The sequence below is a fragment of the Kitasatospora sp. NPDC050463 genome, assembly GCF_040655255.1.
In the GTDB taxonomy this organism is placed as follows: Bacteria; Actinomycetota; Actinomycetes; order Streptomycetales; family Streptomycetaceae; genus Kitasatospora.
The window spans coordinates 84858-107875 of sequence record NZ_JBFAJO010000017.1 but is presented as its reverse complement, the minus strand read 5'-3'; the positions used below and the strand labels follow the sequence as shown (position 1 = coordinate 107875).

24 protein-coding genes are annotated in these 23018 nt (G+C 73.9%); 4 read left to right on the top strand and 20 right to left on the bottom strand.

Annotation, left to right across the window (positions count from 1 at the left end; genetic code table 11):
• Nucleotides 1-28: 28 nt before the first annotated feature.
• The 3 genes from AB0J08_RS13750 to AB0J08_RS13740 all read right to left on the bottom strand — a co-directional run bounded on the left by AB0J08_RS13750 (nt 29) and on the right by AB0J08_RS13740 (nt 3286).
• Nucleotides 29-1639 carry a cation acetate symporter gene (locus AB0J08_RS13750; RefSeq protein WP_360631946.1) on the bottom strand — a complete coding sequence of 537 codons (1611 nt, stop codon included), beginning with the start codon at nt 1637-1639 and terminating at the stop codon, nt 29-31.
• Nucleotides 1636-1992, bottom strand: coding sequence for a DUF485 domain-containing protein (locus AB0J08_RS13745; RefSeq protein ID WP_360631943.1), 357 nt, complete (start codon nt 1990-1992; stop codon nt 1636-1638). The genes AB0J08_RS13750 and AB0J08_RS13745 overlap by 4 nt, the downstream gene beginning before the upstream one ends.
• A 250-nt stretch (nt 1993-2242) precedes the next feature.
• The gene (locus AB0J08_RS13740) at nt 2243-3286 is read right to left on the bottom strand and encodes a zinc-dependent alcohol dehydrogenase family protein (protein WP_360631940.1); all 1044 of its coding nucleotides are present in this window, start codon (nt 3284-3286) and stop codon (nt 2243-2245) included.
• Between the two features lie 160 nt (nt 3287-3446).
• On the opposite strand from AB0J08_RS13740, the gene AB0J08_RS13735 reads away from it, so the two are divergent.
• Nucleotides 3447-4442: a DEDDh family exonuclease gene (locus AB0J08_RS13735; RefSeq protein ID WP_360631937.1), complete on the top strand. Its 996-nt coding sequence runs from the start codon at nt 3447-3449 to the stop codon at nt 4440-4442.
• Between the two features lie 31 nt (nt 4443-4473).
• Entirely contained in the window at nt 4474-5274 is an 801-nt protein-coding gene (locus AB0J08_RS13730; RefSeq protein ID WP_360631934.1) for an SURF1 family protein, read from the top strand.
• Nucleotides 5275-5290: 16 nt separating this feature from the next.
• Here AB0J08_RS13730 and AB0J08_RS13725 read toward each other — a convergent pair whose 3' ends face one another.
• Nucleotides 5291-5623, bottom strand: a complete 333-nt coding sequence (locus AB0J08_RS13725; protein ID WP_360631931.1) for a thioredoxin domain-containing protein — start codon at nt 5621-5623, stop codon at nt 5291-5293.
• On the bottom strand, nt 5624-6049 hold the full coding sequence (locus AB0J08_RS13720) for a MerR family transcriptional regulator (protein WP_360631928.1): 426 nt from the start codon (nt 6047-6049) through the stop codon (nt 5624-5626).
• 227 nt (nt 6050-6276) lie between these two features.
• Between AB0J08_RS13720 and AB0J08_RS13715 the strand changes: the two genes are divergently transcribed.
• Entirely contained in the window at nt 6277-7044 is a 768-nt protein-coding gene (locus AB0J08_RS13715) for an SDR family oxidoreductase (RefSeq protein WP_360631925.1), read from the top strand.
• A gap of 38 nt (nt 7045-7082) precedes the next feature.
• On the opposite strand, the gene AB0J08_RS13710 is transcribed toward AB0J08_RS13715, so the two are convergent.
• The 9 genes from AB0J08_RS13710 to AB0J08_RS13670 all read right to left on the bottom strand — a co-directional run bounded on the left by AB0J08_RS13710 (nt 7083) and on the right by AB0J08_RS13670 (nt 14172).
• Nucleotides 7083-7730 carry an alkaline shock response membrane anchor protein AmaP gene (locus tag AB0J08_RS13710; RefSeq protein ID WP_360631922.1) on the bottom strand — a complete coding sequence of 216 codons (648 nt, stop codon included), beginning with the start codon at nt 7728-7730 and terminating at the stop codon, nt 7083-7085.
• Between the two features lie 76 nt (nt 7731-7806).
• The gene (locus AB0J08_RS13705) at nt 7807-8574 is read right to left on the bottom strand and encodes a DUF6286 domain-containing protein (protein WP_360631919.1); all 768 of its coding nucleotides are present in this window, start codon (nt 8572-8574) and stop codon (nt 7807-7809) included.
• On the bottom strand, nt 8571-8924 hold the full coding sequence (locus tag AB0J08_RS13700) for a hypothetical protein (protein WP_360631916.1): 354 nt from the start codon (nt 8922-8924) through the stop codon (nt 8571-8573). Before AB0J08_RS13700 ends, AB0J08_RS13705 begins: the two co-directional genes overlap by 4 nt.
• Nucleotides 8924-9115: a hypothetical protein gene (locus tag AB0J08_RS13695; protein WP_329490120.1), complete on the bottom strand. Its 192-nt coding sequence runs from the start codon at nt 9113-9115 to the stop codon at nt 8924-8926. The genes AB0J08_RS13700 and AB0J08_RS13695 overlap by 1 nt, the downstream gene beginning before the upstream one ends.
• 38 nt (nt 9116-9153) lie before the next feature.
• A complete protein-coding gene (locus tag AB0J08_RS13690; protein WP_360631913.1) occupies nt 9154-9663 on the bottom strand; it encodes an Asp23/Gls24 family envelope stress response protein in 510 nt (169 codons plus the stop codon).
• A 165-nt stretch (nt 9664-9828) separates the two neighbouring features.
• On the bottom strand, nt 9829-10635 hold the full coding sequence (locus tag AB0J08_RS13685) for an enoyl-CoA hydratase/isomerase family protein (protein ID WP_360631910.1): 807 nt from the start codon (nt 10633-10635) through the stop codon (nt 9829-9831).
• Between the two features lie 222 nt (nt 10636-10857).
• On the bottom strand, nt 10858-11091 hold the full coding sequence (locus tag AB0J08_RS13680; protein ID WP_049658450.1) for a helix-turn-helix domain-containing protein: 234 nt from the start codon (nt 11089-11091) through the stop codon (nt 10858-10860).
• Nucleotides 11092-11440: 349 nt separating this feature from the next.
• Nucleotides 11441-13039 (bottom strand): ABC-F family ATP-binding cassette domain-containing protein, encoded by a 1599-nt coding sequence (locus tag AB0J08_RS13675; RefSeq protein ID WP_360631907.1) that lies wholly within the window; start codon nt 13037-13039, stop codon nt 11441-11443.
• A 203-nt stretch (nt 13040-13242) separates the two neighbouring features.
• Nucleotides 13243-14172 (bottom strand): hypothetical protein, encoded by a 930-nt coding sequence (locus AB0J08_RS13670; protein ID WP_360631904.1) that lies wholly within the window; start codon nt 14170-14172, stop codon nt 13243-13245.
• A gap of 608 nt (nt 14173-14780) precedes the next feature.
• Here AB0J08_RS13670 and AB0J08_RS13665 point away from each other — a divergent pair.
• Nucleotides 14781-15791 carry a glycosyl hydrolase gene (locus AB0J08_RS13665; protein ID WP_360632032.1) on the top strand — a complete coding sequence of 337 codons (1011 nt, stop codon included), beginning with the start codon at nt 14781-14783 and terminating at the stop codon, nt 15789-15791.
• 31 nt (nt 15792-15822) lie between these two features.
• Here the strand turns inward: AB0J08_RS13665 and AB0J08_RS13660 are convergent, their stop codons facing one another.
• From AB0J08_RS13660 to AB0J08_RS13635, 6 genes are all read right to left on the bottom strand, one after another.
• Nucleotides 15823-16986: a GNAT family N-acetyltransferase gene (locus AB0J08_RS13660; protein ID WP_360631901.1), complete on the bottom strand. Its 1164-nt coding sequence runs from the start codon at nt 16984-16986 to the stop codon at nt 15823-15825.
• The gene (locus AB0J08_RS13655) at nt 16983-17789 is read right to left on the bottom strand and encodes a Wzz/FepE/Etk N-terminal domain-containing protein (protein ID WP_360631897.1); all 807 of its coding nucleotides are present in this window, start codon (nt 17787-17789) and stop codon (nt 16983-16985) included. Before AB0J08_RS13655 ends, AB0J08_RS13660 begins: the two co-directional genes overlap by 4 nt.
• A gap of 65 nt (nt 17790-17854) precedes the next feature.
• Nucleotides 17855-18970, bottom strand: a complete 1116-nt coding sequence (locus tag AB0J08_RS13650) for a glycosyltransferase (RefSeq protein ID WP_360631894.1) — start codon at nt 18968-18970, stop codon at nt 17855-17857.
• Nucleotides 18967-19992: a polysaccharide deacetylase family protein gene (locus AB0J08_RS13645; protein ID WP_360631891.1), complete on the bottom strand. Its 1026-nt coding sequence runs from the start codon at nt 19990-19992 to the stop codon at nt 18967-18969. Before AB0J08_RS13645 ends, AB0J08_RS13650 begins: the two co-directional genes overlap by 4 nt.
• A complete protein-coding gene (locus AB0J08_RS13640) occupies nt 19982-21691 on the bottom strand; it encodes a lipid II flippase MurJ (RefSeq protein WP_360631888.1) in 1710 nt (569 codons plus the stop codon). The genes AB0J08_RS13645 and AB0J08_RS13640 overlap by 11 nt, the downstream gene beginning before the upstream one ends.
• Nucleotides 21688-23016 carry an O-antigen ligase family protein gene (locus AB0J08_RS13635; RefSeq protein ID WP_360631885.1) on the bottom strand — a complete coding sequence of 443 codons (1329 nt, stop codon included), beginning with the start codon at nt 23014-23016 and terminating at the stop codon, nt 21688-21690. The genes AB0J08_RS13640 and AB0J08_RS13635 overlap by 4 nt, the downstream gene beginning before the upstream one ends.
• Nucleotides 23017-23018 lie beyond the last annotated feature (2 nt).

Genomic DNA, 23018 nt, shown 5'->3' with positions numbered 1-23018 from the left:
CCGGGCCAGCTTAGCCATCGTCCGCCTGTCAGTGGGCGCCCAGCCCGGTCAGTGAGCGGACCTCCAGTTCAGCGTACTTCGCCGGGTCGGCCTTCTCCTTGGAGAGCAGCGTGCCGATCCAGCCGGCCAGGAAGCCGATCGGGATGGAGACCAGACCGGGGTTCTCCAGCGGGAACCAGTGGAAGTCGGAGTTCGGGAAGAGGGCGGTCGGCTTGCCGGAGACGACGGTCGAGAAGACCACCAGCGTCACCGAGCTGATCAGACCGGCGTAGACCGAGCTGACCGCGCCGGTGGTGGTGAAGCGCCTCCAGAACAGTGAGTAGAGCAGTGTGGGCAGGTTGGCGGAGGCGGCCACCGCGAAGGCCAGGGCGACCAGGGCGGCGGTGTTGAGCTTCCCCGCGAAGAGACTGAGCACGATGGCGACCGCGCCGATCGCGACGGCGGCCCACTTCGCCGAGAGGATCTCCTCCTTCTCGCTCGCCCTGCCGCGCCGGATGACGTTGGCGTAGAGGTCATGGGCGAAGGAGGCCGAGGATGCCAGGGTGAGGCCGGCCACAACGGCGAGGATGGTGGCGAAGGCCACCGCGGAGATCACCGCCAGCAGGATCGCGCCGCCGGTGGTGCCCGCGCCGCCGCCGAGTTGTTCGGCGAGCAGCGGAGCGGCGGTGTTGCCGGAGGACTTGGTGTCCTCGATGGCCTTGTGGCCGACGATCGCCGCCGCGCCGAAGCCGAGGGCCAGGGTCATCAGGTAGAAGCCGCCGATGATGCCGATCGCCCAGAGCACGGACTTCCGGGCGACCTTCGCGGTGGGCACGGTGTAGAAGCGAACCAGGATGTGCGGCAGGCCCGCGGTGCCGAGTACCAGGGCGATCCCGAGGCTGAGGAAGTCGAGCTTGGTGGTCCCGCTGGCCCCGTACTTCAGCCCCGGTTCGAGGAAGGCGGCGCCCTTGCCGCTGGCGTCGGCGGCGGCGCCGAGCAGCGCGGAGGGGTTGAAGTGGTACTTGGCCAGCACCAGGACGGTCATCAGCGCGGTGCCCGCGATCAGCAGCACCGCCTTGACGATCTGCACCCAGGTGGTGCCCTTCATGCCGCCGATCACCACGTAGATCACCATCAGCGCACCGACGGCGACGATGGTCAGGCGCTTGGCACCGTCCCCGCTGACGCCGAGCAGCAGGGCCACCAGCGTCCCGGCGCCGACCATCTGGGCGAGCAGGTAGAAGATCGACACCACGATGGTGGAGATGCCGGCGGCGGTCCGGACCGGGCGCTGCTTCATCCGGAAGGCCAGCACGTCCGCCATGGTGAAGCGGCCGGAGTTGCGCAGCGGTTCGGCGACCAGCAGCAGCGCGACCAGCCAGGCGACCAGGAAGCCGACCGAGTAGAGGAAGCCGTCGTAGCCGGAGAGCGCGATGGCGCCGGCGATGCCGAGGAAGGACGCGGCGGACATGTAGTCGCCGGAGATGGCCAGACCGTTCTGGAAACCGGTGAAGCCGCGGCCGCCGGCGTAGAAGTCGGCGGCGCCCTTGGTCTGCCGTCCGGCCCAGACGGTGATGCCGAGGGTGGCCAGGACGAAGATCCCGAACAGGGTCATCGTCAGACCGCGGTGCTCGGTGGCGGAGCTGGCGAGCAGGGTCATTCGGCGGCCTCCCGGGGGGCGTGGACCACGGCGCCCTGGGCTTCGCGGATCGCGGCGGCGGCCGGGTCGAGCCGCCGGTCCGCGTAGCGCGCGTACCAGGCCGCGATGGCGAAGGTGGTGATGAACTGCAGCAGCCCCAGCACCAGGGCGACGTTGATGTGCCCGACCACCTTGGTGCCCATGAGACCGGGGGCGTAGCTGGAGAGCAGGACGTAGAGCAGGTACCAGAGCACGAACCCGATGGTGACCGGGAACGCGAAGCTCCGGAAGGAGCTCCGAAGGGTGCGGAACTCCTGGCCCTCTTCGATGAGTTGGACTTCGCTAGGGGCGGTGGTGATCGGCGGCGATTCCACGTTGTCTCCTCACTCCTTCGGCATGGCGGTCGCACCAGTGGAACGATCGGACGTGAGGGGCGTCACAATCCTGATGCGCGCCGCGCAATGCTAGGAGGGTCGCGCCCGCCCCGAAAGGGGTTGACCGTGATCAGCCATCCGTTCACCCTGTCGCGCTAGTCAATTGGCCGAAAACCATCACTTCCGGACAACGGGAAGGGCGGCACCGACGAGCGGTGCCGCCCCTGATGGAGCCTGTGGTGACGTTGCGTCAGAACGCGATCCGCACCTTCAGCGCGGAGCGGTCGTCCATCGCCCGGTAGCCGTCCGGGACACCGTCCAGGTCGACGGTGCGGTCGAAGACCAGGCCGGGTTCGATGGCGCCGGAGAGGACGTCCGGCAGCAGCTCGGGGATGTACGCGCGGGCCGGCGCGACACCGCCGTTGAGTGAAACGTTCCGGCCGAACATCTGGCCGATGTCGACGCCGGCGCTACCGCCGTGCGGCACCCCGACGTAGCCGACCGCGCCGCCGTCACGGGTGATCGAGATCGCGGTGCGCATCGACTCCTCGGTACCGACCGCCTCCAGTACGGCGTGTGCGCCCTGCCCGCCGGTCAGCTCCTTGACCGCCTCGATCGCGGCCTCGCCGCGCTCGGCGACCACGTCCGTCGCCCCGAAGCGCCGGGCCAGGTCGGTCCGGGCGGTGTGCCGGCCGAGCGCGATGATCCGGCCCGCGCCGAGCCGGTGCGCCGCCAGCACGCCGCACAGGCCCACCGCACCGTCGCCGACCACCGCGACGGTGGCGCCGGGCCGCACGCCCGCCGAGACGGCGGCGTGGTGGCCGGTGGCCATCACGTCGGAGAGGGCGAGCAGGTTGGGCAGCAGCTTCTCGTCGCCCGCCGCCTCCTTGGGCAGCCGGACCAGCGTGCCGTCGGCGAACGGGACGCGCACCGCCTCGCCCTGGCCACCGTCCGAGCCGACCTGGCCCCAGAAGCCGCCGTGCGGGCAGGAGGTCTGCAGGCCTTCGCGACAGAAATCACATGTGCCGTCCGACCAGACGAACGGTGCGACCACGAAGTCGCCCGGCCGTACGTCGCGGACCTCGGCGCCGGTCTCCTCGACCACGCCGAGGAACTCGTGCCCGATCCGCTGCCCGGCCACCCGCGCCGCCACACCCCGGTAGGCCCAGAGGTCGCTGCCGCAGATGCAGGCGTTGACCACGCGCACCACGGCGTCGGTCGGGTGTTGGATCACCGGGTCCGGCACCTCCTCGATCCGGATGTCGTTCGGGCCGTGGATCACGGTGGCGCGCATGGGGGTTTCGTCCTTCACAGAGACGGCCGCGTGGGGGGTGTCGAGCGGCCGGAGAATATTCGACTGGGTGTACGACGAATACGCGTCCCACTCTATTCCGGCCGGTCGGTACGAACATTTCGACCGAGCCCGGCCGCGACGGCGCTTATTCTGTTTGACCATGCATGCGATCCAGCCCGAGACGTACGGCGCGCCGCGGACCGTCCCCGTCCCCGCCCAGCGCTCCGCCGCCCCCGACGAGGGCTTCGCGGTGGTCGACGTCGAGACCACCGGCCTCGGCCGCTCGGACCGCGTCATCTCGGCCGGCGTCTACCAACTGGACGCCGACGGCGAGGTCACCGACCACTGGTACACGCTGGTCAACCCCGGGCGCGACCCGGGCCCGGTCTGGATCCACGGCCTCACGGACGACCTGCTGGCGGGTGCGCCGACCTTCCCGGAGATCGCCGGGGAGTTCGCCGAGCGGCTGCGCGGCCGGGTCCTGGTCGCCCACAACGCGCTCTTCGACTGGAACATGATCTCCCGCGAGTTCTCCCGGGCCGGCCTGCGCGCCCCGGTGGACCAGCGGATCTGCACCATGGTCCTCTCCCGCGACCTGCGGCTGCCGCTGCCCAACGGCAAGCTGTCCTCGCTCGCCGGGTACTTCGGCGTCAGCCAGCGCCAGGCGCACAACGCCCTGGACGACGCCCGGGTGCTCGCCGAGGCGTTCCGCCCCAGCCTGCACCTGGCGCGCGCGGGGGGCGTCCCGTTGCCGCTGCAGACCTGCGTGGCCGTCACCGACCTCGGCGAGGAGGAGCCCGCCTCCCCCGGGCGCAGCTCCTGGACCGGTGCCTCCTACCGGCAGGCCCGGAAGCGCCCGCCGTGCCCGTACCCGAACCCGGGGCGCTGGGAGGACGGCAAGCCGTTGGTGCAGGGCATGCGGGTGGCGTTCACCGGCGACACCGCGACCGACCGCGAGCTGCTGGAGGACCGCGCGGTGGAGGCCGGCCTGCACATCGCGTCCTCGGTGAGCCGGCTCACCAGCCTGCTGGTCACCAACGAACCGGGCGGCTGGAGCGGCAAGGCCCGCAAGGCCCGCGAGGTCGGCACGCCGGTGGTCGGCGAGGACGCCTTCCTCCAACTGCTGCGGGAGGTCGCGCCGCACCCCGGTGCGTGAGCCGGGTGTGAGGTGGGCGTACCGTGCCCATGTGTACCGTTTTCTGCTCTCCCGGCGCTGGCTGATCACGCTGCTGATCGCCCTGCTGATGATCCCCGCCACCATCCGGCTGGGGTTCTGGCAGCTGCACCGCCACGAGGCGCGGGTGGCCCGCAACGAGCTGATCGCGCACGCCCTCACCGACCGGGCGGTCCCGTTCGACACGCTGTCGGCCACGCCCGGTTTCGCCGTCCCGAAGGACCTGACCTGGCGAGCGGTGACGGCCACCGGGCAGTACGACCCGGAGCACGAGTTCGTGGTCCGCAAGCGACTCAACTCCGAGGAGAAGGTCGGCTACTTCGTCGTCACCCCGCTCAGGCTCGCCGACGGCGGGGGCACCGTCCTGGTCAACCGCGGCTGGGTGCCGTCCGGCGACTCCGCCACCACCTACCCGCAGGTGCCGGCCGCGCCGGCCGGAGAGGTCACCCTCACCGGCCGCCTGCGCCCCGACGAGACCGCGACCGGCAGCATCCGGGACCGGGCCGGCCTGCCGGACCGGCAGTTCAACCTGATCAGCAGTGACCAGCAGACGAAGGAGAGCGGCGCCCCCCTGCTCGGCGGCTACCTGGAGCTCACCGCCACCACCCCGGCCCCGGCCGACCAGCCCGAGCTGCTGCCCGAGCCCAACCACTCCGACATCGGCCCGCACATGGCGTACGCGATCCAGTGGTGGCTGTTCACGGCGCTGATCCCAGTCGGCTTCTGGGTCATGGCCCGCCGCGAGGCCAGGGACCGCGACAAGGAGGCCGCCGAGGCCGAGGTGGAGCTGGAGCTGGAAGCCGTGCCGGCGTAGCCGCGGGTTCCGCGAGCTACAGCACGTCCTCCAGTTCGCGCAGCAGCCGCACCTTGGCCCGGGCGCCGACCATGGACTTCACCGGCTCACCGCCCCGGAAGACCATCAGTGTCGGCATCGACAGGACCCCGTACGCGGCCTGGGTCTGCGGATTGTGGTCCACGTCCACGGTGACCACGGTGAGCCGGTGCGCCTCCTCCTTCGCGATGTCGGCCAGGACCGGCACCATCTGGCGGCACGGAGGACACCAGTCCGCCGTGAACTCCACCAGGACCGGCCCTTCGGCCGCCAGTACCTCGGTCGCGAACGTGTCGTCCGTGACCTCCGGAACCCCAGCGATCTTCCCCATCTACCGCTCCTCCCACTCGACTGCCAACTCACACTGCGGCGTCTGCCAGGCGGCCTCGGCCGCCAGTTCGTCGCGGGCCTGCTCGGCCCGGGCGAACTGCTCGGCGACCTGCGTACGGACCTCCTGGAGCCGGGCGATGCACTCGTCCAGCTCCGCCAGCTTGCGCCGGTAGACCTCCAGCGAGGCCGGGCAGGAGTCCCCCTCCGGGTGACCCGCCCGCAGGCACTCCACGAACGGGCGGGTCTCCTCCAGTTCGAAGCCGAAGTCCTGGAGCGTGCGGATCTGGTTCAGCAGCCGCAGGTCGTCCTCGCCGTACGCGCGGTAGCCGTTGCCCGCCCGTCGGGCGGGCAACAGCCCGAGCTGCTCGTAGTAGCGCAACGCCCGGGTGGTCGTCCCCGCCCGCTCCGCCAGCTCGCCGATCCGCATGACCGCACCATTCCTTCCGGCCGCCGTTCGAACGCCGTCGGGTACGACGGTAGACGTTGACGCGGGCGTAAAGGCCAGCGTGCCGGCGCAGTCGGCCGAAACTCGTCGGCGCGGGGCCCGCGCCCGGCCGCGGATCCGGCCCGGACCGCCGCCGACCGCCCCCGGTGCCGGCCCGCCCGACGCGCCCCCCTACCCCGCCGCGCCCCCGACCCGGCAGGATGGGAGCCATGGATCTTGGACTGAAGGACACGGTGTACGTGGTCACCGGCGCCACCCGGGGCCTCGGCCTCGCGGCCGCCCGGGAGCTGGCCGCCGACGGCGCCCGGGTACTGGTCAGCGGCCGGAGCAAGGAGTCCGTCGCGGCGGCGGTGGCCGAGCTCGACGCCCTCGGCGGTGGCGCGGCGCACGGCCTGGTGGCCGACAACGCGGACCCGGAGACCGCCGGGCGGCTGCTCACCGAGGCCGTCGAGCGCTTCGGCCGGCTGGACGGCGTGCTGATCAGCGTCGGCGGGCCGTCCGCCGGCCCGGTGACCAGCACCCCGGAGGAGGCCTGGCGCGGTGCCTTCGAGTCGGTCTTCCTCGGCGCCCTGCGGCTCGCCCGGGCGGCGGCCGAGCGGCTCGGCGAGGGCGGCGTGATCGGCTTCGTGCTCTCCGGCTCGGTCCGCGAGCCCATCCCCGGCCTCGGCATCTCCAACGGTCTGCGGCCCGGCCTGGCGATGGCCGCCAAGTCGCTCGCCGACGAGCTGGGCCCGCGCGGGATCCGGGTCGTCGGCCTGCTCCCGGCCCGGATCGACACCGACCGGGTCCGCGAGCTGGACGCCCTCGGCGGCGACGCCGCGGCCGCCCGGGCCCGCAACAGCGCCACCATCCCGCTCGGCCGCTACGGCACCCCGGCGGAGTTCGGGAAGGTCGCGGCCTTCGCACTCTCCCCCGCCGCCTCCTACCTGACCGGTGTGATGATCCCGGTCGACGGGGGCGCCCTGCGCGGGCTCTGACCGCCTGGGGCCCGTCCGCCGGGCCCGGTGGCAGGCGGCTACTCGACCCGCGGACGCCTGCGCCGGCCGCCGCCCCGGGGCGCGGCGGCCGGCTTCGCCGTCTGCACCCGGATCCGCAGTTCGGCGGGCAGGTCGGCCAGGCCGAGGCTGGACCGCGCGTTGCCGCACGGGCCGGTCTCGAAGTGCTCGACCAGCTCCGCCGGATCGCCCCCCGGGGTCAACCGCACGACGGCCCGCAGCCGCAGCCGCTGCCGCCGGGGCCCGCGCAGCAACCGGACGCTCACCCGCTCCACCTCCGGAAGAACCACCGTCCCGGTCTCCAGCGCCTCCGCCAGGGCCCGGGTGCGCAGCCGCAGCCGCAGCCCGCTCGCACCGGGCGTGGGGAGGACGATGGTCGCCGGACCGCTGCGGCGCAGCTGGGCCAGGAGCCACCAGGCCGTGCCGGCCACCACCAGGGCCAGCCCGGCGATCACGGCCGGCCACCACCAGGACTCGTCCGCCCAGCGGGTCCGTGAGCCGGCGCTGACCACCGGCTGGTCCGGCGAGGTGAGCGGCCACCCGTCGGGCACGTCCAGCCCGAGCCGCGCGTAGAGGTCGAGCCCGCCGGCCAGTACCAGCACTCCGGCCGCCAGCAGCAGCACGGCGACCACGCCCAGCAGCACCCGGTTGACGGTGGACCGACTCACCAGACCCCTCCTCGTCCGACCCTTACCAGCACCAGCACCCCCGTACTCCGCCGCCCGCTCCCGGCCGGCACCCCGCTCACCCGGCCCCGCCGGTCTTGCCGGCCTCACCGGCCTCGCCTGCCTCGCCTGCCTCGCCGACCCCGCTGACCTCACCGGCCTGGCCGACCCCGCTGACCCCACCGACCTGGCCGGTCTCACCGACCTGGCCGGCCGGCGGAGCGCCCTTGGTGGCCTCCGGTGGCGGCCCGGGCACGCCGTCGCCCTCCCCCCGGCCGCGCTTCGCCCGCACATCGAGGCGCAGCGGCCGGGCCAGGGTGACCCTGGCCAGCTCCGCGCGCAGCTGCCGCTGCACCGAGGCCGGATCCGCGGGGCCCGTGAGCGCCACCTTCACCCGGCGGCGGTTGATCCGAATGGTGAGGTGCTCGATGCCCGGCAGACCGGCGACGCGGTCGTGCAGGAGGTGCCCGACACCGGTGCGGTCGATGGCGGCGGAGGTACCGCCGTGCGGGCGCAGCGGGAGCCAGCGGCGCAGGCCGGGGGCGAGCGCGAGCCAGAGCAGCCAGCCGCCGAGCAGGACGGCCACCCCGGCGCCGAGCAGCACCCAGAAGTCGTCCGGGTGGCGGGTGGCCAGTTCGTCGGCGACCTCGGCCCGCCAGCGGCGGGCGGCGTGCCCGGTGCGCACGGCGATCACGTCGTAGAGCAGTGCGGCGGCGACCAGCAGGACGGCGACGGCGACCAGCACGGCGGCGACCGTCCGCGGCGACCGCAGCCGGGGCACCTTGACGGCCATCGGCTCGGGTTCGACGCCTCCCGCCGGGAGGGCGTCCGGCGCCGGCCCGGTCATGCGGCTCCCCCGGTGATCAGATGCTCGACGACCACCACCACCTCGGCGACCCGCGTCCCGGTCAGCCCGCCGACCTGCGCGACGATCCGCTCCCGCACGGCCCGGGCGAGCGCGGCGAGGTCGGCGGGGAAGGGCAGGTCGACGGCGACCCGGACGGAGACGGTGGTGCCCCGCGTGGCGACCGACACCTTCGGCGGCCCGCCGCGCTCCGTCCGCCCGCTCCACGCGTCGGTCAGCGCCTCGCGGGCGGCCCGGTCGGCGATCCGGGCGTACACCCGGTCGGCGATCCGCAGCCGCCCGCGGGCACCGGGCTCGCGGCGGCGGGCGACGGGGGCGGCGGGGGACGCCATCAGCGGCGCCGGTCGCGGCCGCGCAGCAGATCGCCGAGGTCACCGATCTCGATGTCGCCCTCCAGCAGGCGCCCCACCACGAAGCCGACCACGCCCAGCGCGGCCACCAGCAGGAACGCCGCGAAGCCACCGAAATAGCCTGCGAAGCCGAGGGCCATTCCCACCACCAGGCCGACGATGGCCAGGTTCATCCGCTCCTCCTCGTCTTCCGCTCATGCCCGCCGAGGGGCTACTTCAACTTGGGCCGCTGTCCGGCGGGGACGCTCTCCTCTTCCTCCTCCTCGACGTCCGGCTCGTCGGGCAGGTGGACGTCGTTGACCGCGATGTTGACCTCGACGACCTCCAGCCCGGTCATCCGCTCGACCGCGTCGATGATGTTCTCCCGCACCTGGCGGGCCAGTTCGGGGATGACCACGCCGTACTCGACGACCAGGGCGATGTCGATGGCGGTCTGCTTCTCGCCGACCTCGGCCTTGATCCCGCGCCCGATGCTGGACTTGCCGCCGGGCACCCGGTCGCGCATCGCACCGAACGTCCGGGACAGGCCCGAGCCGAGCGCATGGATACCGGAGACCTCGCGGGCGGCCATGCCGGCGATCTTCTCGATCACCCCGACGGCCAGGGCGGTGCGGCCGCGTTCGGCCTCCCGGCCGGCGTCGGCCGCCGGGGCGGCCGGTCCGGGCGCGGCGGGGGCGGGGGGGTTCTTGTGCATGGTGGCGGGCGTCGGAGTGTCAGGCATGGGCGCTTCTCCCGTCGTACGGCTCCAGCTATATCGCAAATCGCTCCAACTCTGGCATTTCGCCACGATTCCCGCCCCTGGAGCGTCGACCCTCGGCCGGCCGGAACGCCGAAGGCCCGGCTCCGGGGTGGTCCCCGGAGCCGGGCCTTCGGCGCAATCGTGCGGTCAGTCGCCGATACCGGCCAGATCGCGCAGCCGGCGAGCCTGCGCCACCCGTTCGGCCGAACGCTGCTCGTCGTACGAGCGGCCGCCCGCTCCCTGGAGCAGCACCTTGGTCTCGATGACGGCGCTGCGCGGGGCGGCCAGCAGTGCGGCGGCGAGGTCGCGGGCGGCGGAGTCCAGCTCCGCGCCGGGCACGGCCAGGTTGGCCAGACCGATGGCGGCGGCCTCCTCGGCGCCGACCCAGCGGCCGGTGGCGCAGATCTCCAGCGCCCGGGCGTAGCCGACGAGTTCGGTGAGCGGCTTGGTCCCGGCGAGGTCGGGGACGAGGCCGAGCGAGGTCTCCTTCATGGAGAACCGGACATCGTCGGCGACCACGCGCAGGTCGCAGCCGAGGGCGAGCTGGAAGCCGGCTCCGACGGCGTGGCCCTGGACGGCGGCGATCGAGACCAGGTCGGACCGGCGCCACCAGGAGAAGGCCTCCTGGTAGGAGGCGATGGTGTCGTCGAGGTCCTTGTCCTCGGCGGCGGCCAGCTGGAGGAAGGTGCGCTCGCCGGGGATGCCCTCGGGGGTGAACATCGCGCGGTCCAGGCCGGCGGAGAAGGAGAGGCCCTCGGCCCGCAGCAGCACCACCCGGACGCTGCCGGGCAGTTCGCGGCCGGCGGTCGTCAGCGCGCGCCACATCGCGGGCGACTGGGCGTTGCGCCGTTCGGGCTGACAGAGGGTGACGACGGCGAGTTCACCGTCGACCTCCAGGCGGACGCCGTCCTGCTCCCAGCTCGGGGCCTGCGGGTCGGTGGCGGGGGCGGTCATGCGGGGACCTCCGGTGGCGAGGGACTTGGCTACCGGAGAGTAACAAAACTGGGCGCGCAGCGGCAGGGCCCGGAGCACCCGCCGTTGCGGACGGCCCCGGGCGGGTGGCGGCGGGCATGACGATCGGCGGCCGGTTCGCTCCGGCCGGGGGCAGACGACCAAGCGTCGCCTCCCCGACCTGCGCCCTGCCGCCGAGTCATCCGTCCATGAACTGACGGACCGTCAGGAGCTGGCTCCAGCAGTAGCTTTGTTCTTGCCCCGCGTGGCACCGCCGCGGCCCCGGAGGATCACTCCGGACTCGCTCAGCATCCGGTGCACGAAGCCGTACGAGCGACCGGTCTCCTCCGCGAGAGCGCGAATGCTCGCCCCGGAGTCGTACTTCTTCTTGAGATCGGCCGCGAGCTTCTCACGCGCGGCACCGGTCACCCGGCTGCCCTTTTTCAGAGTCTCGGCCACCCGTGCCTCCTCGTAGCGTTGCTCGGTCAGATTCCCATGATCACCCATCCACCGGCTCCTGGCCACCCATTCGACAAGGTCGATGCCGGGAATGCGCGGTCCGTCGGTGGTGATCCGAGCGCACAAGGGCGCTCACGCAGAGTGCACGCCCCCGGGGTGCTACCGCCATTCGGCGCGAAAGAGCTGATCAGCAGCGTCGGCCCGACCACGATCGAGTGGCGGGCCGACGGAAGCTTCTCAAACGGAATCCCGGACCTCTTCATTCCCGGACACGCCGTAAGTACTAGTTTTTCTGGTCCAAAGAGTGGATGAGGCGTCTACTCCAGGCTGGACGGAAGCCGGCCTCGGATCAGGCCAGCGAGACCAGGTCGTTGTACGCCGGGCTCCAGAGGTCCTCCACGCCGTCCGGCAGCAGGATGATCCGCTCCGGCTGGAGCGCGTCGACCGCGCCCTCGTCGTGGGTCACCAGCACGACCGCGCCGCTGAACTCGCGCAGCGCGCCGAGGATCTCCTCGCGGCTGGCCGGGTCGAGGTTGTTGGTGGGCTCGTCGAGCAGCAGCACGTTGGCACTGGAGACCACCAGCGAGGCCAGCGCCAGCCTGGTCTTCTCGCCGCCGGAGAGCACCCCGGCCGGCTTGTCGACGTCGTCGCCGGAGAACAGGAACGAGCCGAGGATCTTGCGGATCTGCACCAGGTCGGTGTCGGGCGCCGAGGACCGCATGTTCTCCAGCACCGAGCGCTCCGGATCCAGCGTCTCGTGCTCCTGGGCGTAGTAGCCGATCTTCAGACCGTGGCCCGGGATCACCTCGCCGGTGTCGGGCTGCTCCACGCCGGCGAGCATGCGCAGCAGGGTGGTCTTGCCGGCGCCGTTGAGCCCGAGGATGACGACCCGCGAACCCCGGTCGATGGCCAGGCCCACGTCGGTGAAGATCTCCAACGAGCCGTAGGACTTGGAGAGCCCGCTGGCGGTCAGCGGGGTCTTGCCGCACGGGGCCGGGTCCGGGAAGCGCAGCTTGGCGACCTTGTCGTTCTGCCGGACCTGCTCCAGCCCGGAGAGCAGCTTCTCGGCACGGCGGGCCATGTTCTGCGCGGCCACCGTCTTGGTCGCCTTGGCCCGCATCTTGTCGGCCTGCGAGTTGAGGGTCGCGGCCTTCTTCTCGGCGTTGGCCCGCTCGCGCTTGCGGCGCTTCTCGTCGTCCTCGCGCTGCTGCTGGTACTGCTTCCAGCCCATGTTGTAGACGTCGATCGCGGAGCGGTTGGCGTCCAGGTAGAAGACCTTGTTGACGACCGTCTCGACCAGTTCGACATCGTGCGAGATGACGATGAAGCCGCCCTTGTAGGTCTTCAGGAAGTCCCGCAACCAGGCGATCGAGTCGGCGTCGAGGTGGTTGGTGGGCTCGTCGAGCAGCAGCACGTCGGAGTCCGAGAAGAGGATCCGGGCCAGCTCGACACGGCGGCGCTGACCACCGGAGAGGGTGTGCAGCTCCTGCTCCAGGATGCGGTCCGGCAGGCCCAGCGCGGCGGCGATGGTGGCGGCCTCGGCCTCGGCGGCGTACCCGCCCTTGGTGAGGAACTCCGTCTCCAGCCGCGCGTACTTCTTCATCGCGTTGTCCCGGGTGGCGCCCTTGCCGTTCGCCATCCGCTCCTCGTTCTCGCGCATCTTCTTCAGCACGCTGTCGAGGCCGCGGGCGGAGAGGATGCGGTCCTTGGCGAGGACGTCGAGGTCGCCGGTGCGCGGGTCCTGCGGGAGGTAGCCCACCTCGCCGGAGCGGGTGACCGTGCCCGAGGCCGGCAGGCCCTCGCCGGCCAGCACCTTGGTGAGCGTGGTCTTCCCGGCGCCGTTGCGCCCGACCAGACCGATCCGGTCGCCCGGGGCGACCTTGAAGCTCGCGGACTCGATCAGGATGCGGGCACCGGCGCGCAGCTCAAGGGCGTTGGCGGAAATCATGGCTGGGACTACTCCTGGGACGTGGGCGGGCGCCTGGGCATGGCACAGGGCCGGGGCAGCGGAAGGGGGCGTCGTCGTCGGATCGGCGGACCGCGCTGGGCGGCGCCGCTCGTCCGCTAGTGCCCGGAGAGAACAGCCATGGCGGCAAGTCTACCGGGCCCCGTGGCGGGGCCCGGTGGCATCGACCGCTGCGGGTACCGGTCTCAGGGCTGCGGGACGTCCTCCGGGGCGGTGCAGCTGCCCTGCGGGCGGACGGCGGCGAAGGGCTCGACCGGGCTGCCGCAGGCCGCCTCGGGGGCCGCCGCCTTGGTGTCGAACACCTTGGGGCCGACGATCGGGCCGTCCGAGATCAGCACCCGGCGGCCGTCCAGGGCCTTCATCGACACCGTCGGGCCCGCGTTGAGCTGCCAGCCGGTGCTGTCCAGCCGGTAGCCGGTGACACCGCCGGAGACCGGCTGGCCGGTGCTGTTGGCACAGCTGCGCGGGACGAGCACCGCGAAGTCGGTGCCCACCGTGCGGGTCGGGTCGTAGACGCAGTTGCCGGCCGGCTTGGAGTTGTAGCGAAGGTCACCGTCGGCGTCGCGGAAGCCCATGGTCAGCTCGGGCGTGACCACGGCCACCCAGGGCGAGGACTGCTGGACGGTGTACAGGGCCGCCGCGGCCCGCTCCCGCTGGAGCTGCCGGCGCTGCTCGTCGGTGCGCTTCTCGGCGCCCGGCTCGCCCTCGCCGATCAGCCAGTCCGCCAGGCCGGGCACCGCGCGGTGCCAGCGCACCTCGTGGTCGCCGGGGCGCACCGAGGTGACCAGTCCGTCGTCCCAGACGACCACGGCGCTCTCGCCCGCCATCGACAGGTACAGCGCGGTGGCACCCTCGCGGCGGTAGGACCACGCGTGCTCGCCGGTGGCCCGGTTGTAGGCCTCCAGGCCGGGGCCCACCTTCAGCTCCAAACCGTCGGCGCCCAGCGACTGCGTGCTGACCGGCCCGACGCTCGCACCGCCCGGCTCGGCCACCCGGTCCCCGAACGGCACCGGCTTGTTGGCGTGCGCGGCCGCGCCCGCCACAAGGACCAGCAGCACCGCCAGGGCAGGGAGGATCGATCGAGGGGTGAGTACACGCAGCGGCTTCCAGGACACGGGCGGAGCGTACCTTTCGACACCCTCACGAGTCAGCCGGACCCGGCCGCGCGTCCGAACGGTGGATGCGCGGGCGACCGTTTCGCGCCCTTCTCCCGAACCACCCGCCCACCTGCGCCGTCGGGCCGCCGAACGCCCCGGCGACGCTCCGGTCGGCCCGTCGACGTAGGGCCTCCAGGGCCGCCCGGACTGTTACAGAGGTGATACACGGCACATTGCGGCAGACGGCGTTCGAATATCGCCCACTTTAGGGTGACATTCGGCTTTTCCGACGCTCACGGGGCCTACTGTCTGCAAGCGGGGTATCACGGTCCGTCCCGCTGCCCCGCCCCGTGACGCCCGGAGGAGAGCCCATGCGACTCGGCCGCCTGACGCTGGCTGCCGCCGCCCTGCTGATGCTGACCACCGCGAGCGTCCCCGCCGGGACGCCGCTCAGCCAGACCGAACGGCAAACCCTCTCCTCCGACGCCTTCCAGCCCCGCGGCGCCGCCCCCCGGCCGGTCGTCCTGCGGCCGAACCACGAGGCACCGTTCGGCGCCTTCGTCGGCTCGTGGGACAAGTACATCCCCCAGCTGGGCCGCTACGCGCAGTGGCTGAACAACGCCAACATGCAGGTCGGCCACACCTATCTGGCCGGAAACAGCTGGGCGGACGTCGAGGGCGATCCGGTGGTGCTCGGGATGTGGTCGCAGTGGCGGCTGGCCGACCCGTCCCGGATGCTGATCCTCGGCGTCCCGATGCTCGTGCCCAACGAGGCGAACGTGCCGGACGGCGAGGTGGCCAAGCTGCTCGCCCAGGGCGCCCGCGGGGATTTCGACCGGCACTTCCTGCGGCTCGCCCGCCGGCTGGTGGCGCTCGGCGGCACGGACACCGTGCTCACCCCCGGCTGGGAGATGAACGGCGTCACCTACACCCACCGCTGCAAGCCCGACCCGACCGCCTGGAAGGCTTACTGGCGGCGGATCGTCTCGGTGATGCGCTCGGTGCCCGGGCAGCGCTTCCGCTTCGACTTCACGCCCAACCGGGGGCAGGACGCGATCCCGTGGACCAGGTGCTACCCCGGTGACGACGTGGTCGACATCATCGGCATGGACAGCTACGACCAGCCGGCCGGCGCCACCTTCGACGACTACGTCCGCGAGCCGTACGGGCTGCAGGACCAGGTGGAGTTCGCCGCCAAACGCGGCAAGCAGGTCTCGTACCCGGAATGGGGGCTGTTCCGCAACGGGGACAACCCGGAGTTCGTGCAGCGGATGGTGGAGTGGATCCGCACCCACGACACCAGCTACCAGACCGTCACCGACTACTGCCCCCACGGATTCTGGCAGTGCTCGCAGAACCCGCGCTCCAGCAGCAGGTTCAAGCAGCTGATGGCCGGGTCGAAGGGGGCACCGGCCGCAGCCGCGCCGGCGCCCGCCCCGACGGTCGCCCCGGCACCGGGGGCGACTCCCTCCGCCACGGCCTCCGGCCCCGCTTCGGCTTCGGCCTCGGCTTCGGCCTCCGCTTCGACCGGGCCGTCGCCGTCGGCGGTGGCGGCCGCCTCCGGGGCGCCGTCCGCGTCGGCCTCCCCTTCGCCCTCGCCCTCGCCCTCGCCCTCCAACCTGCCGGCCCGGCGCTGAGGACCGGCGCCCGGGCCGGGCCGGCGGGCGGTCAGCTCCGCCGGCGGGCCGCCAACGCCTCCTTGAGCCTCGGCAGGCGGGTGCGCAGTACGTGCACCGCGACCTGCCGGGCCCCTACCGAGCCGGCCCGGGCGGTGACCGCCGGGGCCGGCCCGCGCGGGCCGAACAGCAACCGCTGGTTGGGCAGTCGGTCCGGCCGCCAGCGCTGCTTGTACGGCTCCTGGCCGCGCAGCAGGCTCAGCACCGGGATGGCCGCGCCGACCGTCTCGTCCAGCGCCACGCCGAACAGCAGGCCGGCGATGTCCAGCCGCTCCCGCAGCTCCGGATGCGCACCGTACAGGTAGAGGCCGCCGAAGGACGGGCAGAGCAGCAGCAGGTTCACCGCGACCAGTTCGCCGTCCAGCCAGTACTGGTGGACGGACGCGCGGCCGGTGGCGACCAGACCGGTGGTGGACTCGGTCAGGTGCCGGGCGAACCGCTCGGTGCGGTGCTCCGGCGTCACGCCGCGCTCGCTCCACTGCAGGAAGTGCAGCCGGAGCAGCCCGGCCAGGGCCTCGGGCACCTCCTCCGGCGACGTCGTGCGGACCTCGACCCCGGACTCGGCGATCTTGCGCAGCTTCACCCGGGTGCGCTGGGCGGTCTTGCCGGGCACCCGCCCGAGCAACTGCTCCATCGGGACGGCCGGCAGGTACTGGCAGAGCGAGTCGGTGAACCGGAGTCGTCGGCCGCGCCACCGCTCGAAGACCCGCTGGACGGCCGCCTCGGGGTGCACCTCGCGCAGTTCCAGGCTGTGCCAGGGGCGGGTGAGCGGCAGGGCGGCGGCGAACTCGGCGGCGGCGCGGTCCGCGCAGGAGTCGTCGAGCAGGATGTCGGTGAAGTCGATCAACCCGTCGCCGAGGCCGGTCAGCCCGCCGAGGGGGCCGTGGCGCCGCTGGAACGCCCCCGCGCCGACCAGCCGGCCGTCGCGGCGGACCAGCAGCACCAGCAGCTCGCCCGGGCGGCCGTACTGACGCCACCAGGAACGCTGCCAGACGGCGGCCTGGAAGAAGGTGGCCGTCCGGCAGCGGGTGACCAGGTCGTCCCACTCCTCGGCGAGGGCGTCGAGGGCGTCATCCTCCCGGCGCAGTTCGGTGGTCCAGCGGGGCGCTCCGGGCTGGGCGGGCAGGCCTGCGGTGACCGGCACCTCGGTGCTCATCGGCCGCTCCCGGCGGCGCTCTTCTCCTTCGTCGGGGTCTTCTCGGCGGCCGTCTTCTCGGCGGTGGTCTTCTCCGTGACGGTTTTCTCCGCAGGTGCCGCCCCGGTGGCCGGCTGCTCGGAGGGCGTCGGCTCGGCCGGGGCGCCGGCCGCCCGGGCCGGGGCCTCCTCGGAGCGCGGGCGCGGGGTGGTCGGCGCGGGGCCGGTGCCGGTGCCGGACGCGGCAACGGCGGCCGGCGTGGGCTCGGTGCCCCGGCGGCGGGTCATCATCACCAGCGCGCCGATCAGCACCCCGGCGGCGGCGCCGACCGCGACGTCCAGCTGTGCGGACGGGGTGGTCGGCTTGTCCGGCTCGGCGGCGGGCGCCAGCGGGACCAGCTGGACGCCGGTCTCCTTGGTGCTGGCGTTGGCGAAGGCGACCAGCGAGCGGGCCACCGCGTCGGCGGCCCGGACGGCCTCCGGCGGCCGCGCGCCGGTGCCGGTGATCTCGATCATCGGAGCGTCCGGGGAGGTGGTCCCGTGTACCAGGGCCTCCAGCTCGGCGCGGCTGTGCCCGGTCTCGGCGGCGGCGGCCGCGAGCACCTGGGGCTGGCCGGCCAGCCGGCCGTACGCCTGGGCGAAGTTGATCGCGGTGGCGCTCTCCCCCTGGCTCTCCGGCACCACGATCACATAGGAGTTGGCGGCGTACGAGGGGTGGGCGACGACGGCGTACCCGGCGCCGGCGGCGGCGCCCAGCGGCACCGCGAGGACCACCGGCCACCAGCGGCGGGCCAGGCTGCGGACGCTTCGGCGCGGTTCGGACATGGGGTGCTCCTTGGATATGGGGGCCGCCCGGCCGGCGGCCCGGGGGTTCGGCGGCTGCCGACGGCTCAAGCGGGTGCCAGGCGGTCGTAGAGGGCGCCGAGGTCGGCGGCCACCCGGACGATGTCGTAGTGGCCGACCGCCGGGGGCCGGGGCAGGGGCTCGGGGCTGTGGTCGTTGAGGTGGCGCAGCTCGCGCAGCGCGGTGGTGTAGGCGGCGGCGTCGGAGGGGATCCGGCGGGCCTGCGGAGCGGCGGTCGGCGGGAGTTCGTCCAGGGCCGGACAGGCGCTGTGGCGGACCGGCAGGCCGGCCGCCAGGCCCTCCAGGACGCCGAGGCCGAAGGTCTCGGCGGTCGAGGGGGCGGCCAGCACGTCCAGCGCGGCCAGCAGGTCGGGGACGTCGTCGCGCTCGCCGGTGAGGACCAGGCGGTCGCGGACGCCGAGTTCGGCGGCCCGCCGCTCCAGGGCGGCGCGCTCGGGGCCCTCGCCGACCAGCACCAGCCGGGCGGCCGGGTCGAGGCCGGCGAGCGCCTCCAGCAGGACGTGGAACCGCTTGCCGGGCACCAGCCGCCCGACTCCGCCGACCACCCAGCTCGCCGCCGGGAGGCCGAGGTCGGCGCGCAGCCGGTGCCTGGCCGCGGCCCGGTCGGCGTCCGGACGGCGGTAGCGGGCGGCGTCGATGCCGTTGGGGATCAGCTCGACCCGGCCCGGCGGCACGCCCCAGGCGTGCAGGGTCTGGGCGACCTGCCGGGACACCGCGACGGTAGTGGTGCCCAGGCGCTCGGCCGCCAGGTAGAGGCCCTTGACGCCGCGGGTGACCGGGCGGCCCTCGATCACCCCCGCGTGCAGCGAGTGCTCGGTGGCCACCACCGCCCGGACGCCGGCCAGCCGGGCGGCCAGCCGCCCGTACAGGCCGGCCCGGTAGAGGTGGGTGTGGACGAGGTCGTAGCGGCCGGACCGGATCAGCCGGACCAGCCGGGGCAGCGCGCCGACGTCCCGGTTGCCGCGCATCGCCAGGTGGTGGACGGTGACGCCCTCGGCGCGCAGCGCGGCGGCCACCGTGCCGGGGTTGGTCAGCGCGACCACCTCGCAGTGCTGGTGCGCGGGCAGGTGGCGCAGCAGCAGCTGGAGCTGGCGCTCGGCGCCGCCGGAGGCGAGACCGGTGACGATGTGCAGCACCCTCACCGGTCGGCCCCCCGCCGGCCCGCCCGCTCCCCGGCCGGGCGCTCGGACCCGCCCGCGGTGCTCCGGGCCCCGGCGCTCCCCTGCGCCTCCTCGCGCTCGGCGCCGGCCCGGCCCTTCGACGCGGAGCGTGCCCCGAGGCGGCTGCGGCGCAGCTCGGTGACGGTGTCGCGAAGACGGTGCCGGCCGCGCTTGGCCCGCAGCCGCAAGGCGCCGTCGCGGTCGCCGACGTAACAGCGGGGCAGCGCGTAGCGGCCGGTGAGCGGGGAGTGCGCGATGGCGCAGGCGTAGTCGTAGCCGGCGTCGCGGACGGCCAGGGTGGCGGGCAGGTCGACGGCGCCGTACGGGTAGCAGAACCCGGTGACCGGACCGCCGACGACCTCCTCCAGGGCGCGCCGGCTCTCCCGGGTCTGGGCGGCCAGGACGTCGGCGGGCAGGCCGGGCAGGGCCTGGTGGCCGAGGCCGTGGGAGCCGATCTCCCAGCCGGCGGCCGCGAGTTCGGTGACCTCCTGGACGGTGAGCAGCTTCTTGCGCGGGCCCTTGGCGTCCCAGTCGTTGGCCCGGCCCAGCAGGTCGGCGACCACGTAGGCGGTCGCGGTGAACCCGTACGCCTGCAGAATCGGTACGGCGAAGCGGCCGAAGTCCGCGTAGCCGTCGTCGAAGGTCAGGCCGACCATGTTGTCGGCTCGGCCGGCGGCCCTGGCCCGCATCAACTCGCGGACCGAGACGCCGCGCCGGCCGCGCCGGTGGAGCCAGGCGATCTGCTCGGCGAAGCGCTCCGGGCTGACGGTCAGCTGGTACGGGTCGTCCTTCTCGACGGCCACCGAGTGGTACATCAGGATCCACGGCGAGGTGGCCTCCTGGACGGGTACCCGGGTGGCGGGTCGGCGACTTCGGGGCAGCTGTGCCTCCGGGCGGCGGCCCGCGGCGCGCGGTACCTCGGTCCGTGGTCCGGCTGCCGCCGGCGCGCCGGAGCGGCGTACGCCCGACAGCACCGACCGTACGGATCCCCGTTCAGCGTCCATGGGGAGGCTTCCCTTCATCGGCAACGGATGGCGGGCACAGGGCCCGGACGACGGCGAGGACCGGTCCGCGCACCTCGCGGGCACCGAGACCGGTGCCGAGGGCGGCGAAGGCGAGCGCCACGGTGAGGCCCCCGAGCAGCGTCGACAGCAGGGGGTCGGCGGGGAGTCCGGCGGCGGGGGTGCCGAGGGCGGCCGCCCCGGCGGCGGCGGCCAGCAGCCTGGCGTGGCCGCCGAGGACCAGCCGCAGGCGCAGCGCGATGCCGCGCAGGACGAGCCCGCGCAGCAGCAGTGCCGCGGTGGTGGTGATGCCCGCCGCGTTCCCGGCGGCCAGGCCGAGGGCGCCGAAGCGGGGCGTGGCGAGCAGGCCGACGGCGACGGTGACGACCAGGCCGAGCACCATGGCGGCGGCCGGATACCAGTCGAGCAGCCGGCGGCCGCCGTCGTCGGTGCGCGGGTCGCCGGCCCGGCGGACCACCGGGCGGAGCGAGAAGTAAGGGCGGATCATCACGCCGATCAGCGCCTGCGCGGGCAGTCCGAAGCTGTAGACGCGGATGACGGCCGCGGTGGCGGCGGTGTCCTGGGCACCGAAGGCGCCGCGCTGGAAGAGCAGGGCGACCACCGAGGGGGCGCAGGCCAGCAGGAAGGCGGTGCCGAACAGGACGACCGCGGCCGCCTGGCCGAGGTCCTTCTCGACCCGGTCGCGGGCGGCGGTGAGGTCCCCGGCGGCGAGCGCCCGGGCGACCAGCGGGAAGGTCACCGTGCAGATCAGGATGGCCGCCGTCATGGCCAGTTGGGAGACCTTGGCGGCGTAGTTGAGGTGCGAGATGGTGCCGGGCGGCAGCGCGGAGCCGAGGAAGCGCTCGATGAAGACCTGAGCCTGCCGGGTGAGCGTGAAGGCGGCCACCGGCAGCAGCGCGAGCGGGATCAGCACGAGTGCGGGGCGGGCCCGGCGGCCCCCGGCGGCGCGGCCGGACCGCAGCCGGCGCAGGAACGGCACGACCAGCAGGCCGGCCATCAGCAGGCTGCCGAGGGCGACGCCGATCGCGGCGGAGCGGACGCCCCAGAGCGCCTGGCAGCCGAGCAGGACGCCGAGGATGCCGACGTTGTAGGCGACGTAGATGCCGGCCGGGGCGGTGAAGCTGTGGTGCGCCCGGAGTGCGGCGGCGAGGTAGCCGGCCACGCCGAAGGGCAGCACGGTGCAGGCGGTGATCCGGGCGCAGGTGACGGCGAGCCCGGGGTCGGCCAGGCCGGGGGCGAGCAGGTCCACCAGCTGGGGGGCGCCGAGCGCGGCGCCGAGCGAGAGCGCGGTGAGCGCCAGCAGCAGCCAGGGCAGGGTCGCGCGGACCAGCTGGCGGACCGGGTCGGGCCCGTCCGGGTGCTCCTCCCGCAGGACCAGGGCCAGGGCGAAGGCGGGCACCATGAGGAAGGACATGGCGTCCTCGATCAGCAGCGGTGCGGCGGTCTCCGGGACGGTCCAGGCGACCAGGAACGCGTCGGTGCCCTGGTTGGCGCCGAAGTAGCGGGCCAGCAGCAGGTCGCGGAGCAGGCCGAGGGCGGAGCCGGCGGCGCTGAGCACGGCGGTGATGCCGAATGCCTTGGCGAGGAAGCCGCGCCGGGGGGCCGTCGTGGTCTCGGCGGCGGGTGCGGAGCGGGGGGCCGGCAGCGTCGGGGTGAGCGCGGTCGGCCGGTCGGTGGTCATCGGGGGGTCGCCTCCGGTGTGGCGCCGGCGGCGGTCCGGGCGGCGAGGCCGAGGACGACGGAGGTCAGCACGGTGGTCGTGCCGCCGATGTCCGCGTAGAGGAAGTCGACCAGGACCCAGACCAGCAGGGCGAGCGCCGCGAGGCCGCCGCCCCGGGCCCGGCGCAGGCACCCGATCAGCAGACCGAGGAACAGCGCGGCGTAGGCGACGATGCCGATCAGCCCCTGCTCGCTGAGGACCAGGAAGTACATGTTGTGCGGGGAAAGCAGCGGTTCGCGCTGGAAGCCGATGGTGGCGTCGGCCGCGTCGCTGCCCGAGGAGAGCCGCAACGGGGCGTTACTGTCGCGCAGTTGCTGGAAGGCCTTGGGGCCGGCGCCGCTGACCGGGTGGTCCTGCCAGATGCGCCCGGCGGTGGACCAGAGGTCGTAGCGGTCGGACACGGACTGGTCGGGGGCGGCCGAGACGGAGCCGATGGAGCTGATCCGGGCGGTGACGCCGGAGGCCCCGAGGCCGAGGCCGCCGATCAGCACGACGGCGGCGGCCAGGCCGAGGACGGCGCTGCGGACGGCCAGCCGGGCGTCGGCGCGCAGCAGCAGGACGGCGGCGGCGGCGCCGGTGGCGATCCAGCTGCCGCGGCTGAACGAGACGGCGAGCGGGAAGGCCAGGAAGGCCGCGGCCGCGAACATCGCCCGGCGCAGCTTCGGATGGCCGGCCGGGCCTCGCTCGGCGAGTCCCAGCGCGAGGGCCGCGAGCAGGCCGTAGCTGACCACGGTGGACATCGCCATGATGTCGAGCGCGCCGAAGGTGCCGACGGCCCGGATCGGCCGGCCGGTGTAGGAGGCGCCCGTTCCGGTGAGGTACTGGTGGGCGCCGACCACGCCCTGGACCAGCGCGGCGGCGACGAAGGAGCCGAGCACCAGCCGCCGGTCGGTGCGGTCGCGCAGCGAGCAGAGGACGGCGGCGGGCACCAGGACGAAGACCTGGGTGAGCCGGACGAAGCCGGTGAGGCTGGCGGCCGGGTCGATCGAGCCGACGGTGGCGACGGCGGCGGCGAGCACGATCACGCCGAACTGCACGGCGGCGATCCGGCCGATCGCGGGGGTGCGGCCGCGCAGCAGCTCGACGGCGGTGACCGCGACCAGGGCCAGCGAGGCGAGGTCGGCGGCGGTGACGTGGACGGCGGCGGTGACGTCCTTCTCGCCGGTGGGCACGCAGACCAGGAGCACGGTGGCGGCCGCGAGCAGGCTGGGCCGGGCGGCGAGCGCCGCGACCGTCCGGTGTAACGCCCGGGCGGGCGTCGGGACGAGATCGAGGGTGAGGGCCACGC

What these genes read in the sequence shown, in the direction of transcription:
- AB0J08_RS13750 (WP_360631946.1), bottom strand. Translation starts at nt 1,639, where the DNA reads ATGACCCTGCTCGCCAGCTCCGCCACCGAGCACCGCGGTCTGACGATG.
- AB0J08_RS13660 (WP_360631901.1), bottom strand. Translation starts at nt 16,986, where the DNA reads ATGAGCACCGAGGTGCCGGTCACCGCAGGCCTGCCCGCCCAGCCCGGA.
- AB0J08_RS13645 (WP_360631891.1), bottom strand. Translation starts at nt 19,992, where the DNA reads ATGGACGCTGAACGGGGATCCGTACGGTCGGTGCTGTCGGGCGTACGC.
- AB0J08_RS13705 (WP_360631919.1), bottom strand. Translation starts at nt 8,574, where the DNA reads ATGACCGGGCCGGCGCCGGACGCCCTCCCGGCGGGAGGCGTCGAACCC.
- AB0J08_RS13700 (WP_360631916.1), bottom strand. Translation starts at nt 8,924, where the DNA reads ATGGCGTCCCCCGCCGCCCCCGTCGCCCGCCGCCGCGAGCCCGGTGCC.
- AB0J08_RS13720 (WP_360631928.1), bottom strand. Translation starts at nt 6,049, where the DNA reads ATGCGGATCGGCGAGCTGGCGGAGCGGGCGGGGACGACCACCCGGGCG.
- AB0J08_RS13735 (WP_360631937.1), top strand. Translation starts at nt 3,447, where the DNA reads ATGCATGCGATCCAGCCCGAGACGTACGGCGCGCCGCGGACCGTCCCC.
- AB0J08_RS13685 (WP_360631910.1), bottom strand. Translation starts at nt 10,635, where the DNA reads ATGACCGCCCCCGCCACCGACCCGCAGGCCCCGAGCTGGGAGCAGGAC.
- AB0J08_RS13725 (WP_360631931.1), bottom strand. Translation starts at nt 5,623, where the DNA reads ATGGGGAAGATCGCTGGGGTTCCGGAGGTCACGGACGACACGTTCGCG.
- AB0J08_RS13640 (WP_360631888.1), bottom strand. Translation starts at nt 21,691, where the DNA reads ATGACCACCGACCGGCCGACCGCGCTCACCCCGACGCTGCCGGCCCCC.
- AB0J08_RS13675 (WP_360631907.1), bottom strand. Translation starts at nt 13,039, where the DNA reads ATGATTTCCGCCAACGCCCTTGAGCTGCGCGCCGGTGCCCGCATCCTG.
- AB0J08_RS13715 (WP_360631925.1), top strand. Translation starts at nt 6,277, where the DNA reads ATGGATCTTGGACTGAAGGACACGGTGTACGTGGTCACCGGCGCCACC.
- AB0J08_RS13695 (WP_329490120.1), bottom strand. Translation starts at nt 9,115, where the DNA reads ATGAACCTGGCCATCGTCGGCCTGGTGGTGGGAATGGCCCTCGGCTTC.
- AB0J08_RS13690 (WP_360631913.1), bottom strand. Translation starts at nt 9,663, where the DNA reads ATGCCTGACACTCCGACGCCCGCCACCATGCACAAGAACCCCCCCGCC.
- AB0J08_RS13740 (WP_360631940.1), bottom strand. Translation starts at nt 3,286, where the DNA reads ATGCGCGCCACCGTGATCCACGGCCCGAACGACATCCGGATCGAGGAG.
- AB0J08_RS13655 (WP_360631897.1), bottom strand. Translation starts at nt 17,789, where the DNA reads ATGTCCGAACCGCGCCGAAGCGTCCGCAGCCTGGCCCGCCGCTGGTGG.
- AB0J08_RS13665 (WP_360632032.1), top strand. Translation starts at nt 14,781, where the DNA reads ATGCAGGTCGGCCACACCTATCTGGCCGGAAACAGCTGGGCGGACGTC.